The organism is Roseivivax sediminis (assembly GCF_900112685.1).
Classification (GTDB): Bacteria; Pseudomonadota; Alphaproteobacteria; order Rhodobacterales; family Rhodobacteraceae; genus Roseivivax; species Roseivivax sediminis.
Window position 1 is genome coordinate 97,827 of sequence record NZ_FOMS01000010.1, and the last position, 17,652, is coordinate 115,478.

Sequence of the window (17,652 nt, forward strand, 5' to 3'; positions counted from 1 at the left end):
CGTCCCTCCTGTGCCACCCGTCCTAGCCAGAGGCGAGGAGAGCCCGCAAGGGCTCGAGGAGCTCGACCTAGTGCGCCGGCGCCGCAACCGGATCGAGAAGCGTCCGCCCGCCATCGACGGTCATGATCTGCCCGGTCAGGAACCGCGCCGAATCCGAGCACAGGAATTGCGCCGCCTCCACCAGCTCGTCCGGGGAGGCGATGCGGCCGAGCGGCGTGTGCTCTTCGATGTCGCCGCGATATTCGCTGTGCTCCTTCAACGTGTCCTTCAGGCTCGACGACATCACCGACCCGAAGGCCAGCGCGTTGACCCGGATGCGGTGCGAGGCCAGTGCCACCGCCATCGATCGCGTCATCTGGTCGAGCGCCGCGCAGGACACAGAGTAACCAAGAAGCGACGGATGCGTGCGCCGTGCCGCGATCGACGACAGGTTGACGATGGCACCGGCCTGGACGACGTCGCTATCCTCGCTCTGCTTGATCATGCGTTTGGCCACCACCTGCGTCAGCCGCAGGGCGGTCACCAGGTTCTGGTCCAGAAGCTCGTTCACCGACACGTCGTCGATGTCGAGCGGATCGGACGGCATCATCTGCCGGCTGGCGTTCACGAGGATGTCGACCCGGTCGAAGGCGTCGAGAGTTGCGGAAAGCAAGTTCGCCAGGGTCAGCCGTTCGCGCAGGTCGCCGGCGAAATAGCGGATATTGGCGTCGTCGTCGACGCGGCCGACCTCCTTGGCCAGCCGCCCCTCGTCCATGTCGGCGAACATCACGTTGGCGCCCTTGGAGGCGAAATGCCGGCCGATGGCGAGGCCGACACCGTTCGCGGCGCCGGTCACGATGGCCGTCTTGCCGTCGATGGAGAAGGTCATGGCGATGTCCTGTAAGGGAACCGGGGCCGGGTCAGGCGCGGGCACGTTGTGGCGCGGCATGACGCGGCCGCGCGGCATGGAGAATCTTGAAGCGGCGGTCGCCGCCGGCCTCTGCCACATCGCGGAAGGCCTCTTCAAGCACGGTCTCGTAGGGCAGGTGCCGATTGGCCACGAGCCACAGGCTGCCATGCGCGGCCAGCATCCCGGCCGCCGACACCAGGAAAGCGCGGCCGATGGCCGGATCGGGGGCCCGGCCGACATGGAAGGGCGGATTCGTCACCACCGCGTCGAGCGGCGACTCGGGCCGCCAGCGCCGGGCGTCCGCCCAGTGGAACACCGCGCGCGAATCGGCGACGTTGGCCTCCGCGCAATCGAGCGCGTCGCGATCGGCCTCCACCACGTGCAGCGTCTCGACGCCGCCGCGCGACAGGATCGCGGTCGAGAGGTACCCCCAGCCGGCGCCGAGATCGGCGACCGCGGGGCCGAGCCGGCCGGGCAGCACCTCGGCCAGCGCCTTCGACGCGGGGTCGATGCCATCGGCCGAGAACGCGCCCGGCGACGTAAGGTAACCGTCCTTGTTCGCAGCGGGTGTGCGGCGCCATCCGGCGAAAGCGTTGCCGGCATCGAACCAGAAGAGCTTGCCATGCGCCTTGGCGACCTGCCCTTTTATCTCGGCCCGCTTGCGCGACGCTTTCAGAAGCGCGTCGATCCCGTCGGTCTTCGCGCCCTCGACGATCACCGGGCCGTCGGTCGCCGCTTCGGCGGCGGCGATCCACGCCTCGCCCCGGTCGCGCGCTCGCGGCAACACCACCAGCGAAGCGGCATAGCCGGAGGTCGGCGAGGCGGCACAATCGAAACCGCGCGCGGCGAGCGCGTCATGATCCGGTGCGAAAGGCTGAATGACATGCCAGCGTTCGGTCGGCAGGGCCGACAGATCCGTGTCGCCCGACGGTCCGAACACCGCAACGCGGCCGGAACTCGGAAGCGCCAGCGCGCCGCTCTCGACCGCGAAGGTCAGTCGGGACACCGTCATTCCGGACACGCCGCCCGGCGAGACGCGGTTGGGGACGCCGCGGTCACTCCTTTTCCATCGTGCATTGCAGCGGATGCTGGTGACGGCGGGCGAAGTCCATCACCTGCCCGACCTTGGTTTCCGCAATCTCGTGGCTGAAGACCCCGACGACGGCGACCCCCTTCTTGTGCACTGTCAGCATGATTTCGAAGGCCTGCGCGTGGTTCATGCCGAAGAAACGTTCCAGCACGTGCACCACGAATTCCATCGGCGTATAGTCGTCGTTCAGCAGCAGCACCTTGTAAAGCGGCGGCCGCTTCGTCTTGGGCTTGGTATCGACGACGACGCCGGCATCGCTGTCGTCGCCGCCACCCGGACCCGTATCGGAACCGCTCATGCCCAGGGGCAAGGCGGGGCCGAACGTCTCGGACGCTCTGTGGCAAAGATAGGTCATATGCTCGGAAAGCATCCCTGCTGGCTGGCCGGTTTGGGCTCAGTATATAATCGCACGGCCGGTGTAGAAAAGGGTGGAGCCATTGTCGAATTCATTTCGCGGGGCAATCGAATCCGCCGCGCCGCAGGGCCCCGACGCCGACACGGATGCCGGCAGGGGCGCGACCACATTCTCACCACAATCGCCCAGTTTGTATTAACTTTGCGGCACCTCACCTAGATGTGGTGCACCCACAGCCTCAAAAGCCGAAATACGTAGGGAAATGAGCGCTTTGCGCGGCAGAGTTCTCGTGGTACCTTTACTCTAATCGCGCGAGGCCGCAGGCGAGGCGCAACAACAAGACCGGTTCACCGAAACATCGGGAACCCCGAGGCAGACAAAGGCGGGCAACAGTGACGGGACGGCGCAGGCGGCCGGGCCATACCGGGCTATTCATTCTCACCGCATTCTGGTTCTTCATCGTGATTCCGCTCAGCGCCCTGGCGGCGCCGTATGCGGGCATGGTGATGGATGCGCGGTCGGGCGACGTATACTACAGCGAGAACGCGGACACGCGATTGCACCCCGCCTCGCTCACCAAGATGATGACCCTCTACATCGCCTTCGAGGCGGTGGAGAACGGCGAATTGTCGATGGACACCGAAGTGACCATCACGCGCAACGCCGCGTCGGAGCCGCCGTCGAAGCTCGGCCTGCGCTCGGGCCAGAAAATCAAGCTGCGCTATCTGGTACGGGCTGCGGCGGTGAAATCCGCCAACGATGCCGCGACGGCCATCGGAGAGGCGATCTCGGGTTCCGAGGCCGCGTTCGCCCGGCGCATGAACCGCACCGCGAAGGCGCTGGGGATGACCCGGACCACCTTCAAGAACGCGCACGGGCTGACCGAATCGGGACACCTGTCGACGGCGCGCGACATGACCATCCTCGGGCGCCACGTGCTCTATGATTACCCCGAGTACTACAACCTCTTCAGCCGGATCACCGCCGATGCGGGTATGCGGCAGGTGTCGCACACAAATCGCCGCATGCTGCAGAGCTATTCGGGCGCCGACGGAATCAAGACCGGCTACACCCGAGCCGCGGGATTCAACCTTGTCGCCTCGGCCGAGCGCGGCGGCGAGCGTGTGATCGCCACCGTCTTCGGCGGCAATTCCACCGCCTCGCGCAACGCGCAGGTGGCCAAGCTGCTCGACCTCGGGTTCTCCAAGGCACCGTCGCGCGTCGCCTTCTCGGCGCCGCGCCGCCCGCCCTACCAGGGCAATTCCGGCATCGACATGGAGGTCGCGCGCGATGCCGATCCGGTCGCCGGGCGGCACGGCAAGTCGGTGCGCACGGTGTCGGCCGCGGTGACGCGCAGCCTGCGCCCGATACCGCGCCCGGGATCGGAGCCCGAACCGGCACCGCTCGTCGCTTCGGTCGGCTCCGACATAGAAACCGTGCTGGCCGAAACCCGCGTCGCGGAAGCCGAAGCCGCCGCGGAAGCCGAATCGGACCTCGTGGCCGAAGCCGTCGCCGCCGCGGTGGATGTCGCCGCCGCCGATGCGGCCGGTGCCGCCACGCAGGCCGCCGCAGGCACGGTGACCGCCCCGGGCGCCTCGCTGCGCCCCCGCGGCCGGCCGCAGGACGTGGTCGTCGCCTCCGCCGGCGGCACCACGGAGGCCGAAATTGCAGTCGCCTCGCGCAACACCCCGGACGACGCCGCGACCGAGGTCGTCAGCCGTGTGTCGACCTCGGGCGGACGCCACTGGGGCATCAATGTCGGCCGCTACCCGAGCCACTACGCCGCGCAGAAAATGCTGGTGCAGACCGCGCTGTCGGAGATGTCGTCGCTCGACGGGTCGCTGCGCAAGGTGGTCGAGCGGTCGTCGGGCTACGACGCCAACTTCATGGGCATGACCCGCGAGATGGCAGACCTCGCCTGCCGCCGCCTGCAGGCACGCAAGGTCACCTGCTTCATGGTGGGTCCGCCGGGCTGAGGCGGCTTTCCCTGCAGCACGATCCAAGCTAAGGGCGGGCACCATGAGCCCGCCCTCTTCCATTCCCGGCGACCGAATCGCCAAGGTCATCGCCCGCGCCGGCCTCGCCTCGCGCCGCGACGCCGAGCGGATGATCGAGGCCGGCCGCGTCACCGTGAATGGCCGCAAGATCGACAGTCCCGCGCTCAACGTCACCGACGCCGATCGCATCGTCGTCGACGGTCGCCCCCTCGGCGCCGCCGAGGCGCCGCGACTCTGGCTCTATCACAAGCCATCCGGCCTCGTGACGACGACAAAGGACGAACAGGGCCGACCGACGATCTTCGACGAATTGCCGGCGGAACTTCCACGGGTGATGACGGTCGGGCGGCTCGACCTCAATTCCGAGGGCCTGCTGCTGCTGACCAACGACGGCGGCATCAAGCGGCGGCTGGAGCTGCCATCGACCGGATGGCTGCGCCGGTACCGCGTGCGCGTCAACGGCCAGCCCGACGATGCCACGTTCGAGCCGCTGCGCCGCGGCCTCGAAGTCGACGGCCAGCGCTTCCAGCCGATGGTGGTCACGCTCGACCGCCAGCAGGGCTCCAACGCCTGGGTGACGGTCGGCCTGCGCGAGGGCAAGAACCGCGAGGTGCGCCGCGCCATGAACGACCTCGGCCTCTCAGTGAACCGGCTGATCCGCGTCTCATATGGGCCGTTCCAGCTTGGCCAGCTGAAGCGCGGCGCGGTCGAGGAAGTGCGCCCGCGCGTGGTTCGCGACCAGCTTGGCCTCGAGGGTGGCGCCACCGAACCCGCGCCCAAGAAGCCTCGCAAAATAAGGCGCAGGCGTTAACCAAACCTACACGGTTCCCGGTTTTTACCCGCGACGCGCCGCGATTTCGCCCGGATTGGCGCCGATCACGGGGACATGCTCGTCACTGTGCTCGCCATATGCCTCATGGGCCTCTCCGCCGCGCTCGTCGCCGTAAACCTGCGCGGCCTGGCATCCGATACCGCCGCCTCGCTTCGCAGCGGGGCGCGGCGAATGTCGCGGTCCGGCCGGCTCGCTTCCAACCTCGCCTTCTGCCTGCTGTGGCTGATGATCTTCGTGCTCAGCTACGGGTGACCGGAAAGGGCCGCCGATGAAGACCGTAACAGACCCGCGCCCGGACCGGCCCTCCGCCGCCGTCGATGCGCTGCCACTGCTGATACTGGCGGCCCTGCCGATTCTGCTGTGGCTCTTCGACGGCTCCCTGCCGGCGCTGCTGGGCGCGCTGGTCCACTTCGGGTTGCTGGGCGGCGCTGCGGTGCTGATCGCGCAGGGGCACGAAGCGCAGGTCGCCTATGATGCCGCCTCCGTCGCCCGCCGCCCGGCGGTGCCGAAGAAGCTCCTGGGCGCGGTGCTGCTGGGGCTGATGGTGTTCCTGCTCGCGGGCAGCCGGTTCTCCGAACTGGCCCCGCCGGTGATGATGGGACTCGCCGCGGCCGGCTTCGCGATCGCCGCCTTCGGCCTCGACCCGCTGCGGCACAAGGGGCTCGACGATCCCGACCACATTGCGCGCCTGCGCGCGGATGCGCTGATCGTGCGCGCCGACGCCGCACTGCGCGACGCCGTCGATCGGGTGCATCGCCTTGGCAGCACTCCGCTCAGCATCCGAACGGAGGCGATGCACGGGGCGGTCATGCGGCTCTTGCGCGCCTTTGCATCCGATCCGCACCGTTTGCTCGGACTCGAGAAACCTTTGGAGCGCCTCCTGTCGCTGATCGAGGTGGAGGTCGCACGGCTGGAAGCCGGATCGCACGAGGCCCCCAAACGCGCGGCGCGGATATATGCCACGCGGCTCGACGCGATGGCAACGGCGTTCGAGGCCGGCGCGCGCCAGCGCCGCCAGCGCGAGACGCCGGACGCCTACGCCCTCGACGCGGACCTGCTGATGGAGCGGATGCAGCGCGAACGCGCGGCCTGAACGCGTCGAGATTGTTGACGCCGCAGAGCGGCGCGGCACTGGCAACACCGCGGCACATCCCCTAAGTTTCCGTCAACGACGGATAACCGGGGGTGCCGATGTCGGGCTCGGCCATGCAGAAGCTGGCGTTTGTGCTGCTCTTCCTGTTGCAGGTGGGGGCAGCTCTCGGCTGGCTCGGAGGGCTCTGAGCGATGGCGCAGCGCTTCGGCGGAAAGTTCAGCCCCGGTGGCGACGACACCAAAGGCGGCCCTCCGCCGGCCTATGCCGGTGCGCGCGTGAACCCGGTCGGCGCCCGAGCGAACATGATGTTCGTCCCGTCAGTGCTTCTGGGGTTCTTCTCTCTCGGTGCCGGGGCAGCCGGCCTCGCTTTCGGCCTTGTCGGCGCGGCAAGCTGGATCCTCGGGGCGTGGCTGCTGCGCGAGGGGCTCAAGGCGGAAGCCGAGTACAACGAACGCAAGGTCGCCCATCGCCCCGCCCTGCCGCGCAAGATCCTCGCAGGCGGGCTCGCCGGGATCGGCATGGCCTTCGCCACCCTTTCGGGCGACAGCGGCCTGCCCGCCGCGATCGTCTACGGCGGCATTGCCGGGGCGCTGCACCTCTTCTCCTTCGGCATCGACCCCTTGCGCGGCAAGGGGCTGGCCGGTGCCGACAGCTTCCAGAAGGACCGCGTCGCCCGCGTCGTCGACGAGGCGGAGGACTACCTGCGCGACATGGACTCAGCGGCAACCCGCGCCGGCGATCGGCAGGTGATCTCGCGCGTCGAACGTTTCCGCACCACCGCCCGAGAGCTCATCCGTACGGTAGAGGACGACCCGCGGGACCTCACCGCGGCGCGCAAGTACCTCGGCGTCTACCTCATGGGCGCTCGCGACGCGGCGGTGAAATTTGCCGACATCTACACAAGGTCGCGCGACAGCGCCGCAAGGAGCGACTTTCTGGCCTTGCTGACCGATCTGGAGGAGAGTTTCGGCCAGAAGACGAAGGCGCTTCTGGTCGACACCAACAGCGATCTGGCGGTAGAGATCGACGTGCTGCGCGACCGCCTGCAGCGCGAGGGGGTGCGGATCGACCGCACCACCGGCCCGTAACCTGTATAGGGATCAAGACCGATGTCCGAAGCCGTCCGGGCCAAGGCCCAGGAAACCGAAGCGCTGGTCGAAGACGTGAACCGCGCCGCGCTGCCGGAGCCGTCCGCGGCCGACGCGCTGCCGCATCTCGACCCGGCCAACCAGGCCGAGCACGACGAGATCCGCTCGCGCATGGACGAGGTCGACCTCGACGACACCAATTCCATCGTCTCCTTCGGCGCGGCTGCTCAATCGGAGTTGCAGCAGATCAGCCAGTCGATGCTCGCGGGCGTGAAGAACAAGGATGTCGGCCCGGCGGGCGATTCGCTGCGCGGCATCGTCACCACGATCCGCGGCTTCTCGGTCAGCGAGCTCGACGTGCGGCGCGAACGGTCATGGTGGGAAAAGCTCATCGGGCGCGCCGCGCCGATGGCCAAGTTCACCGCCCGCTACGAGGAAGTCCAGGGGCAGATCGACCGCATCACAGACGAGCTTCTCAAGCACGAACATACGCTGCTGAAGGACATCAAGTCGCTCGACATGCTCTACGAGAAGACGCTGCAGTTCTACGACGAACTGGCGCTCTACATCGCGGCGGGCGAAGCCAAGCTGGCCGAGATCGACGCGACCGCGATCCCCGAGAAGGAGGCCGAGGTCGAGGCGGCGGACGAGGATGACAAGATGATCCGCTCGCAGGAGCTGCGCGACCTGCGCGCCGGACGCGACGATCTCGAACGCCGGGTCCACGATCTGAAGCTCACGCGGCAGGTGACGATGCAGTCGCTGCCCTCGATCCGGCTGGTGCAGGAAAACGACAAGTCGCTAGTCACCAAGATCAACTCCACCCTCGTCAACACCGTCCCGCTATGGGAGACGCAGCTGGCGCAGGCGGTCACCGTCCAGCGCTCGCGCGAGGCGGCCGGCGCGGTGCGCGAGGCGAACGACCTGACCAACGAGCTTCTGACCGCGAACGCCCAGAACCTGCGCGAAAGCAATCGCGAGGTGCGCCAGGAGATCGAGCGCGGCGTCTTCGACATCGAGGCGGTCAAGCAGGCCAACGCGGACCTCATCGGCACGATCGAGGAAAGCCTGAAGATCGCGGACGAGGGCAAGGCCCGCCGCGCCCAGGCCGAACAGGACCTCGGAGAGATGGAGCGCGAGCTGCGCGAGACGCTCGCCTCGGCCAGGTCGCAGCGCGGTGGTGCCGACGCCCCGAAATCGGGCTGACGACATGGTACGGCGCGGGCGCCCACTTGAAATTGCGGCGGCGGCGCTTCTGGCGGTTGCGCTGGCCGGATGCGACGCCTCCGTGGCACCGGCCCCGCCGGCGGTGAAGCCGGAGGCGCGCCCGGCCCGGCCCGCGCCCGCGGCCGAACCCGAGACGCCCCCGGCCCCCTCGCAGCGCAGCGCGGAACTGGCCAGCTATTATGCCCGGCTGGAGCGGGATCTGGTCGGCCAGGGGCTGCTGCGCACCGATGGCGGCGGTCCGGACACGCCGGTGACCGACACCCGGCTTGCCCGGGATTTCGAGCGGATCGCGCTTGCGGAGGAATACGAGCGGGGGGCCGGTCTGCGCCCGTCCTCGGGCGCCCTCGGCCGGGTCAAGCGCTGGCAGATTCCGGTACGTGTCGATGCCGAGTTCGGCGCCTCCGTCGACGCCGAGGCGGTGCGGCGCGAGACCGGCACCTTGCGACGCTATGTCGACCGGCTGGCGCGCGTGACCGGCCATCCGATCACTATGTCGCCGACAAACCCAAACTTCCACGTCCTGTTCATGAGCGAGGACGACCGCAGCAACGTCGCGCCGCGCGTGAAGGAACTTGTCCCCGACATCGACGGCGCATCGCTAGCGGTTCTGCAAACGCTCCCGCGGGAGATCCACTGCCTGGTGATCGCCTTCTCGGACAAGCCGGGCGGCTATTCCTACGGGCGGGCCGTGGCGCTGGTTCGGGCCGAGCATCCGAACCTTCTGATGAAGTCCTGCATTCACGAAGAGGTCGCGCAGGGCCTCGGCCTGGCCAATGACAGCCCGCAGGCCCGCCCGTCGATCTTCAACGACGACGACGAGTTCGCACTTCTCACCACGCATGACGAGATGCTGCTCGAGATCCTCTACGACCCGCGCCTGCGGGCCGGAATGACCGCCGAGGAGGCGCGCCCCATCGTCCGGGAGATCGCGACCGAGCTTGTCGGCGAACGGGTGGCGTCGGTCGCGACGCCCCACTGATCGCGGCGCGGGCCGTAGCGATGCGAGGCGCGAGAGCTTATATGTACCGCCGAATGAAAATGGGGGCCGACGGGTGACGATCGAGACATGCGACGCGTTCCGGGGCACCCTGCCGGACGGCGGACGTGCCGCCGCGCGGACAAAGAGAATTCCTGGGCAACATTAGGCGACAGTCATGGGTATCTTCGATTTCCTCTCCGGTCAGTTCATCGATGTCATCGAATGGACGGCCGACACCCGCGACACGCTGGTCTGGCGCTTCGAGCGTGAGGGCCACGAGATCAAGTACGGCGCCAAGCTGACCGTGCGCGAGGGGCAGGCGGCCGTCTTCGTGCACGAGGGGCAGCTTGCCGACGTCTTCACCCCCGGTCTCTACATGCTCGAGACCAACAACATGCCGATCATGACCTCGCTGCAGCACTGGGACCACGGCTTCCGCTCTCCGTTCAAGTCCGAGGTCTACTTCGTCTCCACCGCGCGGTTCACCGACCTCAAATGGGGCACGAAGAACCCGATCATGCTGCGCGACCCGGAATTCGGGCCGCTGCGGCTGCGCGCCTTCGGCACCTACTCGATCAAGGTGACCGATCCCGGCCTTTTCCTGACCGAGATCGTCGGCACCGACGGCGAGTTCACCCGCGACGAGGTCAGCTTCCAGATCCGCAACATCATCGTGCAGGAGGCGTCGCGCGCACTGGCGTCCTCGGGCATCCCCGCGCTCGACATGGCGGCCAATACCGGAGAGCTGGGCGGGCTGGTGGCCGAGGCGATCCAGCCCACGATCGCCGAATACGGCCTGACCATCCCCGAGCTCTACATCGAGAACATCTCCCTGCCGCCGGCGGTGGAGAAGGCGCTGGACGCGCGCACATCGCGCGGGATCGCCGGCAATCTCGACGATCACATGAAGTGGAAGGCCGCCGAGGCGATGGGAAAGGGCGGCACTGCGGGCGACGCGATGGGCGCCGGCATGGGCGCCGGTCTCGGGATGGCGATGGGCCACGCGATGGGCGCGCAGGGGCCCTGGGGTGCCGCGCCCGCTCAGGCGCAGGCCGCCGCCGCCCAGTCCACGCCGCCGCCCCCGCCGGTGGAGCATGTCTGGCACATCGCCGAGAACGGGCAGAGCCACGGCCCCTACTCCAAGGCACGCCTGGGGCGCATGGCGACCGAGGGCGGGCTGACCCGCGACACGCTGGTCTGGACCGCCGGTCAGGACGGCTGGAAGCCCGCCGGCGAGGTGACGGAACTCGCGCAGCTCTTCACGGTGATGCCGCCGCCCCCACCGCCGCCGCCCCCGGCCTGATCGGCACGGTCAGGCATCGGCGCGCAATCCGGCCATCAGACGGCGCAGCGTTTCGCAGGCTCCTGCGAAACTCCCTGCCTCCAGCGCTTCGAGCGCCGCGCGCCCATTGCCGCGCGACAGGTGCCCGTTGATGCAGGCGACAGCCCGCAGCAGCGCCGCGTAGCTTTCCTCTGCGCCGGCAGCGCGCGCCGCCTTGCCTGACCCATGATCGCTGGCAAGCCAGTCCTCGACCTCCGGCACCGCACCGTCCGGCACCGGGCCGGTCCCGTTCACCGCCGCCGCCCGCAACCGCGCCGCAAGCGCGTCGACGGCGCCTGTCCGGAAATCACTCTGCATCTTCGTCATCGCAGACCCTCGGCCCTCGCGTGATCCCGACCGCCACACTGCCCCGTGGTCTGCCAAGAATCCGTGAAGATCGCGCTTGATGACCGCGACACCGCCGGTACTCTCCGCGCCATGATCGACGCCCCTCCGCCACCGCCCGCCGACGCCCCGACCCCCGTTGCCGAGCATCGCTTCCCCTGCCCCGCCTGCGGCGCGGACATGCGCTTCGACCCCGTACGCTCGGAACTCCACTGCGACCATTGCGGAGAGACCGAGGCGATGGCCGGCGCCGGCCCCTGGGACGGCGGCCTCAAGGAGCTCGACTTCGAGGCGGCGGTCCGCAACCTTCTGCCCTTGCAGGAGATGGAGACAACCCGCGTCTCCTCCTGCCCGAGCTGCGGCGCGCAGGTGGAACTCGACGGCGACAGCCACGCCGGCGAATGCCCCTTCTGCGCCACGCCCGTCGTCACCGATACCGGCGAGCACCGCCACATCAAGCCGCGCGGCGTCCTGCCCTTCGCGCTGACCGAACGGCAGGCACACGACGCGATGACCGAATGGCTCGGCAGCCTTTGGTTCGCGCCCAACGGTCTCAGGCAATACGCGCGCAGCGGCCGGAAACTGCAAGGCATCTACGTGCCCTACTGGACCTTCGATGCCGACACGACCTCGGACTATACCGGCCAGCGCGGCACGATCTACTACGAGACCCGCACGGTGATGCGCGACGGCAAGATGCAGACCCGGCGCGTCCAGAAGATCCGCTGGACGCCGGTGCGGGGGCGGGTCCGCCGCTGGTTCGACGACGTCCTCGTGCTCGCCTCCACCTCTCTGCCCAAGACATACACCGATGCGCTACCGCCCTGGGACCTGTCGCAGCTCGAACCCTACAAGCCCGAATTCCTCGCCGGCTTCCGAGCGGAGGGGTACTCCGTCGACCTCCAGCCCGGCTTCGAGGAAGCGCGGCAGGTGATGGACCGCCAGATCGCCCGCGACGTCCGCTTCGATATCGGCGGCGATCGCCAGCGCATCGGCCATATCGACACCGACGTGAAGGACGTGACATTCAAGCACGTCCTGCTGCCGATCTGGCTGGCCGCCTACAAGTACCGCGGCACCAGCTACCGCTTCGTCGTCAACGGTCAGACGGGGCGCGTGCAGGGCGAGCGCCCCTGGTCGGCCTGGAAGATCGCGCTGGCCGTGATCGCCGGGTTGATCGTCGCGGCGGCGGTCGGCTTCATCGCCGCGCAGGGCTGAGCGGCTTGCGCGCGGGCGGCGCCGCGGCCATGGTGGCGCTAACGGAACTGGGAGGGCCGGGATGATCCTGTGCTGCGGCGAAAGCCTGATCGACATGCTGCCACGCGAAAGCGCGGCCGGCGAACCTGCCTTCGCCCCGTATGCCGGCGGGGCGGTGTTCAACACCGCCATCGCACTCGGCCGGCTCGGCGCGCCGGCCGGCTATTTCGGCGGGCTGTCGCAGGACCTCTTCGGACAGATACTCGACCGCGAACTGGGCAAGTCCCGGGTCGGGTCCCGCTATGCGGTGCGCAGCGACCGGCCGACGACGCTCGCCTTCGTCACCCTGACCGACGGGCAGGCACAATACGCCTTCTATGACGAGGCCACCGCCGGCCGGATGCTGACCGAGGCGGACCTGCCCGAGCTTGGCGACGAGGTCGCGGCGCTGTTCTTCGGGGGCATCTCGCTGGTCTCCGAACCCGCGGCGGACAGCTACGCCGCGCTCGCCGCGCGCGAAGCCGGGCGGCGGCTGGTGATGATCGACCCGAACGTGCGCGCGGGCTTCATCCGCGACGAGGCGCGCTACCGCGCGCGGCTGGGCGCGATCCTGGCGCATGCCGACATCGTCAAGGTGTCGGACGAGGACATGGCCTGGCTCGGTGTCACCCCCGAGAGCCTGATCGCCGACGGTGCGGCGCTGGTCCTCGTGACCCGCGGGGCGGAGGGCGTGGACGCCCTCGCCCCGGCCGGATCGCTGCGCGTGCCGGCGGAACCGGCGCAGGTCGTCGACACGGTCGGCGCGGGCGACACGTTCAACGCGGGGCTGCTGGCCGGGCTCTGGCGCGCGGGGCTGCTCGACCGCGCCGCGATGCGCGCCGCACCCCTCGAGGAGCTACGGCCAGCCGTGGCCCTCGGCGCCCGCGCAGCGGCGGTCACCGTCTCGCGCGCCGGTGCCAATCCGCCGTGGGAGAACGAGCTGTGAGGGCCCTGCTGCAACGCGTGAGCGAAGCCTCCGTCACCGTCGACGGCGCCGTCCTCGGCGAGATCGGGCCAGGTCTTCTGGTGCTCGTCTGCGCGATGCAGGGCGACACCGAGGCCGAGGCGGATCGCCTCGCCGCCCGGATCGCCAAGCTGCGGATCTTTCCCGACGAGGCCGGCAAGATGAACCTCTCGGTCCGCGATGCGGGCGGCGCGGCACTGGTGGTCAGCCAGTTCACGCTCGCCGCCGACACCGCGCGCGGCAACCGCCCCGGCTTCTCCCGCGCAGCGCCGCCGGCCGAAGGCGAACGGCTCTACGAGTACGTCGCCGGCCGCCTTCAAGAGGCGGGCCTGCCCGTCGCCATGGGCCGCTTCGGCGCCGACATGAAGGTGCGGCTCTTGAACGACGGGCCGGTGACGATCTGGATGGATACCGCGGAGTAGACCACGGTAGCGCGCGCTGGCAGCGGTGTCGGAGCACGCCCCCCGACTGAACCGCCACCAGTTCAGCGTTGACCACGTGGCCGGTGCTCAGCGTGCCGCCGGTAACGGCCAGCCACACGCGGTGTGACGTTTCGCCAACGCAACAGGCCTTCGCCGGTGGCGTAGGTCAGCCGTGGCGGGACACGTAGGCCGCGACTCGGGTGTCGATCCAGTTGCGGGATATCTCGGCCAGCGCCCCGCTCTTCGCCCAGCCGCGACGAGTCGCAAGCAGCGTGGCAGCGCCCGCCGCGCAGCCGAATGTCGGCGGCGCCCATTCGGGGACGGCGCCCATGGTCAGCCGGTCCTCCACCCGCGAGATCCACAGCCCGAGCCGTTCGCGGTAGAACAGGTAGAGCGACTCCGACAGCTCGGTGGCACCGATATCGGCCGCGTGCGCACCGTCGAGCCAGATCTCCTCCAACACCGCCGGCACACGGTTGAGCGAGCGCAGGCGCCGGATCCGGAAGACATGGGGCGCGGGGCCGAAAGCGGTGGGCGCCTCTGCAGCCGGGCACCGGTCGAGCGCCAGGAGATCCGCCCGCGGCAGGCCCGCGCCGCCCTCGAGCAGTTCCACCCGGAAGAAGGCGTAGACCGACGGCGTCTCGGCCCCGCGGCGCACGTAGTTGCCCGAACCGTGCCGCCGCTCGAGCAGGCCCTTGTCGGTCAAATCGGCGAGTGCCTTGCGCAGCGTGCCGACCGAAGTGCCGAGCGCGGCCGCCATCTCGCGTTCCGGGGGCAGGCGCTCGCCTTCGGCGTAGCGTCCGGCACGGATTTCCCGGATCAGCAATTCACTCAGTTGGACGTAGAGCGGCAGCGCATGACGGTCGGCCATCGGGGCCCCAGGCGGTTGGCGGATGGCCGAAGCATCGCGGCTGCGCCCGCCGGGTTCAACCACACGCAGGCCTCACATGAGCGGCCGGTTGTGCGGCTCGATGGCATCGACCAGGCCCATCTCTTCGAGCGCCTGGATATCGTTGACCTGCAGCCGCCCGTCCGACCAGCTTGCGATCTGCCGACTGCGCAGCTTCGCCAACGTCTTGTTGGTATGCACCAGGGACAGCCCGAGCGAATCCGCGAGGTCCTGCTGGCGGTAGGGCAGCGGTACGGACTTGCGCTCGTCCATGTGCAGTGCCTCCAGCCGCCGGTAGATGCGTGCGAGCGCCCAGCACACGCTCTCCAGCGCCGATTTCTGGCCGATCGCGGTCAGCGCCTCGCCCAGGAACCGTTCTTCGGAGGCCGCGATCCAGGTCAGATCGTAGGCACGCTGCGGCTGGTTGCGAAACAGCGTCCACAACTCGTTGCGATTGAAGACGCAGAGCGTCATCGCCGTCGTGCTCTCCACATTGTGCGTCATCTGGTTCATCACGCCGGCCTGCAGGCCGATCAGGTCGCCTGGAAACACGAAGCTCAACACCTGCCGGCGCCCGTCGCTCAGCAGGCGGTAGCGCAAACCGAATCCCTTCAGCGCCGTGAAGAGCTGCGGCGATGCCGCGCCACTCGACAGAATCGGCGTGTCCGGCTGCACCGTCATCTCGCCGACCTTGAAGTCTTCCATGAAGCCCAGTTCGGCGTCCGTGAGCGGCTGGAACAGTGGCAGGTTCCGGATCGGACAGAATCGGCACTTGATGGACATGTTTCGTTCCCGAACGTCTAAAATTCGCATTATCGTATGTCACAGTTTAATGCGCCTCCGATACACCTTCCTTAGACGGCCTCATACGCGGCGCGCATTAGGGGGCTTCGTCATCACACCGGATCGCACGATACCGCGGCTCATTGTCCTGAGCGAGGACCGCGTCGTTGCTGAGGACGTCGCGTTCATCGTGCGCGACCACGCGCCGGGCGCGGAGGTCGTGCTGGTGACGTCGCTGCCCGATGCGACAGCCCGCATGGCTACGCCCGCGCCGCCGACCGCGATCCTGATGATCGAGCCGCGGCTGGGGCTCGACGATCACCCGCTGACGATCGCCGCCGCGCAACTTGGCGCCTGGCTGGTCGTTATCGCCGAAGACGCGCCGACCCTGCCGATCGGCGCCGCAACACATGTCCTTGGCGTTCAGGTGCCGTTCACCTCACAAAGCCTCGGACCCGTCATTTCGAGGGTCGTTCGCGACCGGCCGCAAGGCTGAGGGGCCACTGGCGGTCGGAAGCGGACACATCTCGGAAGCGCAAGGGCCGCATCCCGCCGGTGCGGCCCTTGTCGTGTCTGCCCCCTAGTCCCCGCCCCTGTGCGACGCCGCACGCCACCCCTGCGGCGATCCCGATTGAGCGGCGGCGCCGCGCGGCTACCTTTGATCCAACGTAATGCGAAAAGGAGGCGCGGATGGGACTTCTCATCGACGGCGAATGGCACGATCAGGGCTACGACACCGAATCTCATGGCGGGAAATTCGTCCGGTCCGAGACCAAGTTCCGCAACTGGATCACCCCCGACGGCAGCGCGGGCCCCGGCGGCGAGGGGGGCTTTCCGGCCGAAAGCGGCCGCTATCACCTCTATGTCAGCTATGCCTGCCCCTGGGCGCACCGCGCGCTGATCTTCCGGGCGCTCAAGGGTCTCGAGGATCACATCGACGTGTCGGTCGTGCATCCTGACATGCTGTCCGAAGGCTGGGAGCTGCGCGACGATTTCCCCGGCGCCACGGGCGACCGGATCTACGGCTTCGACTACCTGCGCGAGGTCTACCTCAAGGCCGATCCGAAGATCTCGGGCCGCGTGACGGTGCCTGTGCTCTGGGACAAGAAGCGCGAGACCATCGTGTCGAACGAATCGGCCGAGATCATCCGCATGTTCAACTCCGCCTTCGACGGGCTGACCGGCAACACCGACGATTACTGGCCCAAGGAGTTGCACGAGACGATCGAGCCGATCAACGCGCGCATCTACGACACCGTGAACAACGGCGTCTACAAGTCCGGCTTCGCGACCTCGCAGGACGCCTACGAAGAGGCGGTGCATCCGCTGTTCGACAGCCTCGACTGGATCGAGGGCATCCTGTCGGAGAACCGCTATCTTGCCGGCGACCGCATCACCGAAGCCGACTGGCGGCTTTTCACCACGCTGATCCGGTTCGACAAGGTCTATCACGGCCACTTCAAGTGCAACCGTAACCGGATCGTCGATTTCCCGAACCTGTGGGCCTACACGCGCGAGCTTTACCAGTGGCCCGGCGTCGCGGGCACGGTGAACTTCGACCACATCGTGCGCCATTACCATTACAGCCACGAGAGCGTGAACCCCTACCGCATCATCCCGATCGGACCCGATCTCGACCTCATGGCGCCGCACGGACGCGAGACGCTCAGGGCCGCTTGACGGTGGCGTGATGCTCCACCAGCGCGGCCAGGTCGTCGGGGGCCGTGCTGGCGGGCACATAAGCGGCAGCGTTGGCGCAGTAGTTGAAGATGGTGCCGTCGGAAAAGAAGGTCGTGTCGGTCACGAAAACGACACGGCAAATGGGCTGGCGATAGCTCGCAAGGTCCGCGACCGCCAGCGCGCTGCCCTCGTCCAGCACGACATCGAGCACGATCACGTCGAACTCGGTCCTGTGGATCAGCCCGGCGGCATCGTTCTGCCCATGGGCGAGCCACACCTCGGCACCGCCCCGGGCGAGCGCATTTCGCCAGAGCGTGCCAAGCTCCTTGCGACTCTCGACGATCAACACGCGCATGCACGGACCTTCTCGGGAGCAATCGGCCGCGGGCCGCCGCCCGGACACCGCCACAGGTTCCGCGCCAGGCGCGGCCGCATTGCGCGCGTTTTATACCATGACCCACC

Annotated in this window: 20 protein-coding genes; 13 read left to right on the plus strand and 7 right to left on the minus strand. The window is 68.4% G+C overall.

Features of this window, described 5'->3' with window-relative positions; genetic code table 11:
- Window positions 1-67: 67 nt before the first annotated feature.
- Genes F3H57_RS15740 through clpS form a run of 3 tightly spaced genes read right to left on the minus strand, consistent with a single transcriptional unit; the run spans window position 68 to window position 2,277 of the window.
- The gene (locus tag F3H57_RS15740) at window positions 68-868 is read right to left on the minus strand and encodes an SDR family NAD(P)-dependent oxidoreductase (RefSeq protein ID WP_149756882.1); all 801 of its coding nucleotides are present in this window, start codon (window positions 866-868) and stop codon (window positions 68-70) included.
- A 31-nt stretch (window positions 869-899) separates the two neighbouring features.
- Window positions 900-1,901: a class I SAM-dependent methyltransferase gene (locus F3H57_RS15745; protein WP_149756883.1), complete on the minus strand. Its 1,002-nt coding sequence runs from the start codon at window positions 1,899-1,901 to the stop codon at window positions 900-902.
- Between the two features lie 43 nt (window positions 1,902-1,944).
- Window positions 1,945-2,277 carry an ATP-dependent Clp protease adapter ClpS gene (gene clpS, locus F3H57_RS15750; RefSeq protein WP_149756884.1) on the minus strand — a complete coding sequence of 111 codons (333 nt, stop codon included), beginning with the start codon at window positions 2,275-2,277 and terminating at the stop codon, window positions 1,945-1,947.
- 449 nt (window positions 2,278-2,726) lie between these two features.
- Between clpS and F3H57_RS15755 the strand changes: the two genes are divergently transcribed.
- From F3H57_RS15755 to F3H57_RS15790, 8 genes are all read left to right on the plus strand, one after another.
- Window positions 2,727-4,310 carry a D-alanyl-D-alanine carboxypeptidase family protein gene (locus F3H57_RS15755; RefSeq protein WP_223163104.1) on the plus strand — a complete coding sequence of 528 codons (1,584 nt, stop codon included), beginning with the start codon at window positions 2,727-2,729 and terminating at the stop codon, window positions 4,308-4,310.
- A gap of 43 nt (window positions 4,311-4,353) precedes the next feature.
- Complete coding sequence (locus F3H57_RS15760; RefSeq protein WP_149756885.1) at window positions 4,354-5,142, plus strand: pseudouridine synthase; 789 nt, start codon at window positions 4,354-4,356, stop codon at window positions 5,140-5,142.
- Between the two features lie 75 nt (window positions 5,143-5,217).
- Window positions 5,218-5,415 (plus strand): hypothetical protein, encoded by a 198-nt coding sequence (locus tag F3H57_RS15765; RefSeq protein ID WP_149756886.1) that lies wholly within the window; start codon window positions 5,218-5,220, stop codon window positions 5,413-5,415.
- A 16-nt stretch (window positions 5,416-5,431) separates the two neighbouring features.
- Window positions 5,432-6,256, plus strand: a complete 825-nt coding sequence (locus F3H57_RS15770) for a hypothetical protein (RefSeq protein ID WP_149756887.1) — start codon at window positions 5,432-5,434, stop codon at window positions 6,254-6,256.
- Between the two features lie 191 nt (window positions 6,257-6,447).
- Window positions 6,448-7,344, plus strand: a complete 897-nt coding sequence (locus tag F3H57_RS15775; RefSeq protein ID WP_149756888.1) for a 5-bromo-4-chloroindolyl phosphate hydrolysis family protein — start codon at window positions 6,448-6,450, stop codon at window positions 7,342-7,344.
- 21 nt (window positions 7,345-7,365) lie between these two features.
- Window positions 7,366-8,550 carry a toxic anion resistance protein gene (locus F3H57_RS15780; protein WP_149756889.1) on the plus strand — a complete coding sequence of 395 codons (1,185 nt, stop codon included), beginning with the start codon at window positions 7,366-7,368 and terminating at the stop codon, window positions 8,548-8,550.
- Window positions 8,551-8,554: 4 nt separating this feature from the next.
- The gene (locus F3H57_RS15785) at window positions 8,555-9,550 is read left to right on the plus strand and encodes a DUF2927 domain-containing protein (protein WP_149756890.1); all 996 of its coding nucleotides are present in this window, start codon (window positions 8,555-8,557) and stop codon (window positions 9,548-9,550) included.
- A 175-nt stretch (window positions 9,551-9,725) separates the two neighbouring features.
- On the plus strand, window positions 9,726-10,853 hold the full coding sequence (locus F3H57_RS15790) for an SPFH domain-containing protein (protein WP_149756891.1): 1,128 nt from the start codon (window positions 9,726-9,728) through the stop codon (window positions 10,851-10,853).
- A gap of 9 nt (window positions 10,854-10,862) precedes the next feature.
- Here F3H57_RS15790 and F3H57_RS15795 read toward each other — a convergent pair whose 3' ends face one another.
- The gene (locus tag F3H57_RS15795) at window positions 10,863-11,198 is read right to left on the minus strand and encodes a hypothetical protein (protein ID WP_149756892.1); all 336 of its coding nucleotides are present in this window, start codon (window positions 11,196-11,198) and stop codon (window positions 10,863-10,865) included.
- Between the two features lie 111 nt (window positions 11,199-11,309).
- Here F3H57_RS15795 and F3H57_RS15800 point away from each other — a divergent pair, with 111 nt between their 5' ends.
- The 3 genes from F3H57_RS15800 to dtd all read left to right on the plus strand — a co-directional run bounded on the left by F3H57_RS15800 (window position 11,310) and on the right by dtd (window position 13,838).
- Window positions 11,310-12,434, plus strand: a complete 1,125-nt coding sequence (locus F3H57_RS15800) for a primosomal protein N' (replication factor Y) - superfamily II helicase (protein WP_149757011.1) — start codon at window positions 11,310-11,312, stop codon at window positions 12,432-12,434.
- A gap of 61 nt (window positions 12,435-12,495) precedes the next feature.
- Window positions 12,496-13,398, plus strand: a complete 903-nt coding sequence (locus F3H57_RS15805; protein ID WP_149756893.1) for a carbohydrate kinase family protein — start codon at window positions 12,496-12,498, stop codon at window positions 13,396-13,398.
- Window positions 13,395-13,838 carry a D-aminoacyl-tRNA deacylase gene (gene dtd, locus F3H57_RS15810; RefSeq protein ID WP_149756894.1) on the plus strand — a complete coding sequence of 148 codons (444 nt, stop codon included), beginning with the start codon at window positions 13,395-13,397 and terminating at the stop codon, window positions 13,836-13,838. The genes F3H57_RS15805 and dtd overlap by 4 nt, the downstream gene beginning before the upstream one ends.
- Window positions 13,839-14,004: 166 nt before the next feature.
- Here the strand turns inward: dtd and F3H57_RS15815 are convergent, their stop codons facing one another.
- Entirely contained in the window at window positions 14,005-14,709 is a 705-nt protein-coding gene (locus F3H57_RS15815; protein ID WP_149756895.1) for a GntR family transcriptional regulator, read from the minus strand.
- Between the two features lie 72 nt (window positions 14,710-14,781).
- Window positions 14,782-15,510, minus strand: a complete 729-nt coding sequence (locus F3H57_RS15820) for a Crp/Fnr family transcriptional regulator (RefSeq protein WP_149756896.1) — start codon at window positions 15,508-15,510, stop codon at window positions 14,782-14,784.
- On the opposite strand from F3H57_RS15820, the gene F3H57_RS15825 reads away from it, so the two are divergent.
- Window positions 15,503-16,006, plus strand: coding sequence for a hypothetical protein (locus F3H57_RS15825; protein ID WP_149756897.1), 504 nt, complete (start codon window positions 15,503-15,505; stop codon window positions 16,004-16,006). The genes F3H57_RS15820 and F3H57_RS15825 overlap by 8 nt on opposite strands.
- Before the next feature lie 194 nt (window positions 16,007-16,200).
- Window positions 16,201-17,190, plus strand: a complete 990-nt coding sequence (locus F3H57_RS15830; protein ID WP_149756898.1) for a glutathione S-transferase family protein — start codon at window positions 16,201-16,203, stop codon at window positions 17,188-17,190.
- Here F3H57_RS15830 and F3H57_RS15835 read toward each other — a convergent pair.
- Entirely contained in the window at window positions 17,177-17,545 is a 369-nt protein-coding gene (locus tag F3H57_RS15835; RefSeq protein WP_149756899.1) for a DNA-binding transcriptional response regulator, read from the minus strand. The genes F3H57_RS15830 and F3H57_RS15835 overlap by 14 nt on opposite strands.
- Window positions 17,546-17,652: the final 107 nt, after the last annotated feature.

Excerpts from the sequence above, each read along its gene's own strand:
- clpS (WP_149756884.1), bottom strand. The coding sequence starts at position 2,277 with ATGAGCGGTTCCGATACGGGTCCGGGTGGCGGCGACGACAGCGATGCC.
- F3H57_RS15790 (WP_149756891.1), top strand. The coding sequence starts at position 9,726 with ATGGGTATCTTCGATTTCCTCTCCGGTCAGTTCATCGATGTCATCGAA.
- F3H57_RS15805 (WP_149756893.1), top strand. The coding sequence starts at position 12,496 with ATGATCCTGTGCTGCGGCGAAAGCCTGATCGACATGCTGCCACGCGAA.
- F3H57_RS15835 (WP_149756899.1), bottom strand. The coding sequence starts at position 17,545 with ATGCGCGTGTTGATCGTCGAGAGTCGCAAGGAGCTTGGCACGCTCTGG.
- F3H57_RS15820 (WP_149756896.1), bottom strand. The coding sequence starts at position 15,510 with ATGTCCATCAAGTGCCGATTCTGTCCGATCCGGAACCTGCCACTGTTC.
- F3H57_RS15780 (WP_149756889.1), top strand. The coding sequence starts at position 7,366 with ATGTCCGAAGCCGTCCGGGCCAAGGCCCAGGAAACCGAAGCGCTGGTC.
- F3H57_RS15785 (WP_149756890.1), top strand. The coding sequence starts at position 8,555 with ATGGTACGGCGCGGGCGCCCACTTGAAATTGCGGCGGCGGCGCTTCTG.
- F3H57_RS15795 (WP_149756892.1), bottom strand. The coding sequence starts at position 11,198 with ATGACGAAGATGCAGAGTGATTTCCGGACAGGCGCCGTCGACGCGCTT.
- F3H57_RS15775 (WP_149756888.1), top strand. The coding sequence starts at position 6,448 with ATGGCGCAGCGCTTCGGCGGAAAGTTCAGCCCCGGTGGCGACGACACC.
- F3H57_RS15825 (WP_149756897.1), top strand. The coding sequence starts at position 15,503 with ATGGACATGTTTCGTTCCCGAACGTCTAAAATTCGCATTATCGTATGT.
- F3H57_RS15765 (WP_149756886.1), top strand. The coding sequence starts at position 5,218 with ATGCTCGTCACTGTGCTCGCCATATGCCTCATGGGCCTCTCCGCCGCG.
- F3H57_RS15745 (WP_149756883.1), bottom strand. The coding sequence starts at position 1,901 with ATGACGGTGTCCCGACTGACCTTCGCGGTCGAGAGCGGCGCGCTGGCG.
- F3H57_RS15800 (WP_149757011.1), top strand. The coding sequence starts at position 11,310 with ATGATCGACGCCCCTCCGCCACCGCCCGCCGACGCCCCGACCCCCGTT.
- F3H57_RS15815 (WP_149756895.1), bottom strand. The coding sequence starts at position 14,709 with ATGGCCGACCGTCATGCGCTGCCGCTCTACGTCCAACTGAGTGAATTG.
- F3H57_RS15770 (WP_149756887.1), top strand. The coding sequence starts at position 5,432 with ATGAAGACCGTAACAGACCCGCGCCCGGACCGGCCCTCCGCCGCCGTC.
- F3H57_RS15740 (WP_149756882.1), bottom strand. The coding sequence starts at position 868 with ATGACCTTCTCCATCGACGGCAAGACGGCCATCGTGACCGGCGCCGCG.
- F3H57_RS15760 (WP_149756885.1), top strand. The coding sequence starts at position 4,354 with ATGAGCCCGCCCTCTTCCATTCCCGGCGACCGAATCGCCAAGGTCATC.
- F3H57_RS15830 (WP_149756898.1), top strand. The coding sequence starts at position 16,201 with ATGGGACTTCTCATCGACGGCGAATGGCACGATCAGGGCTACGACACC.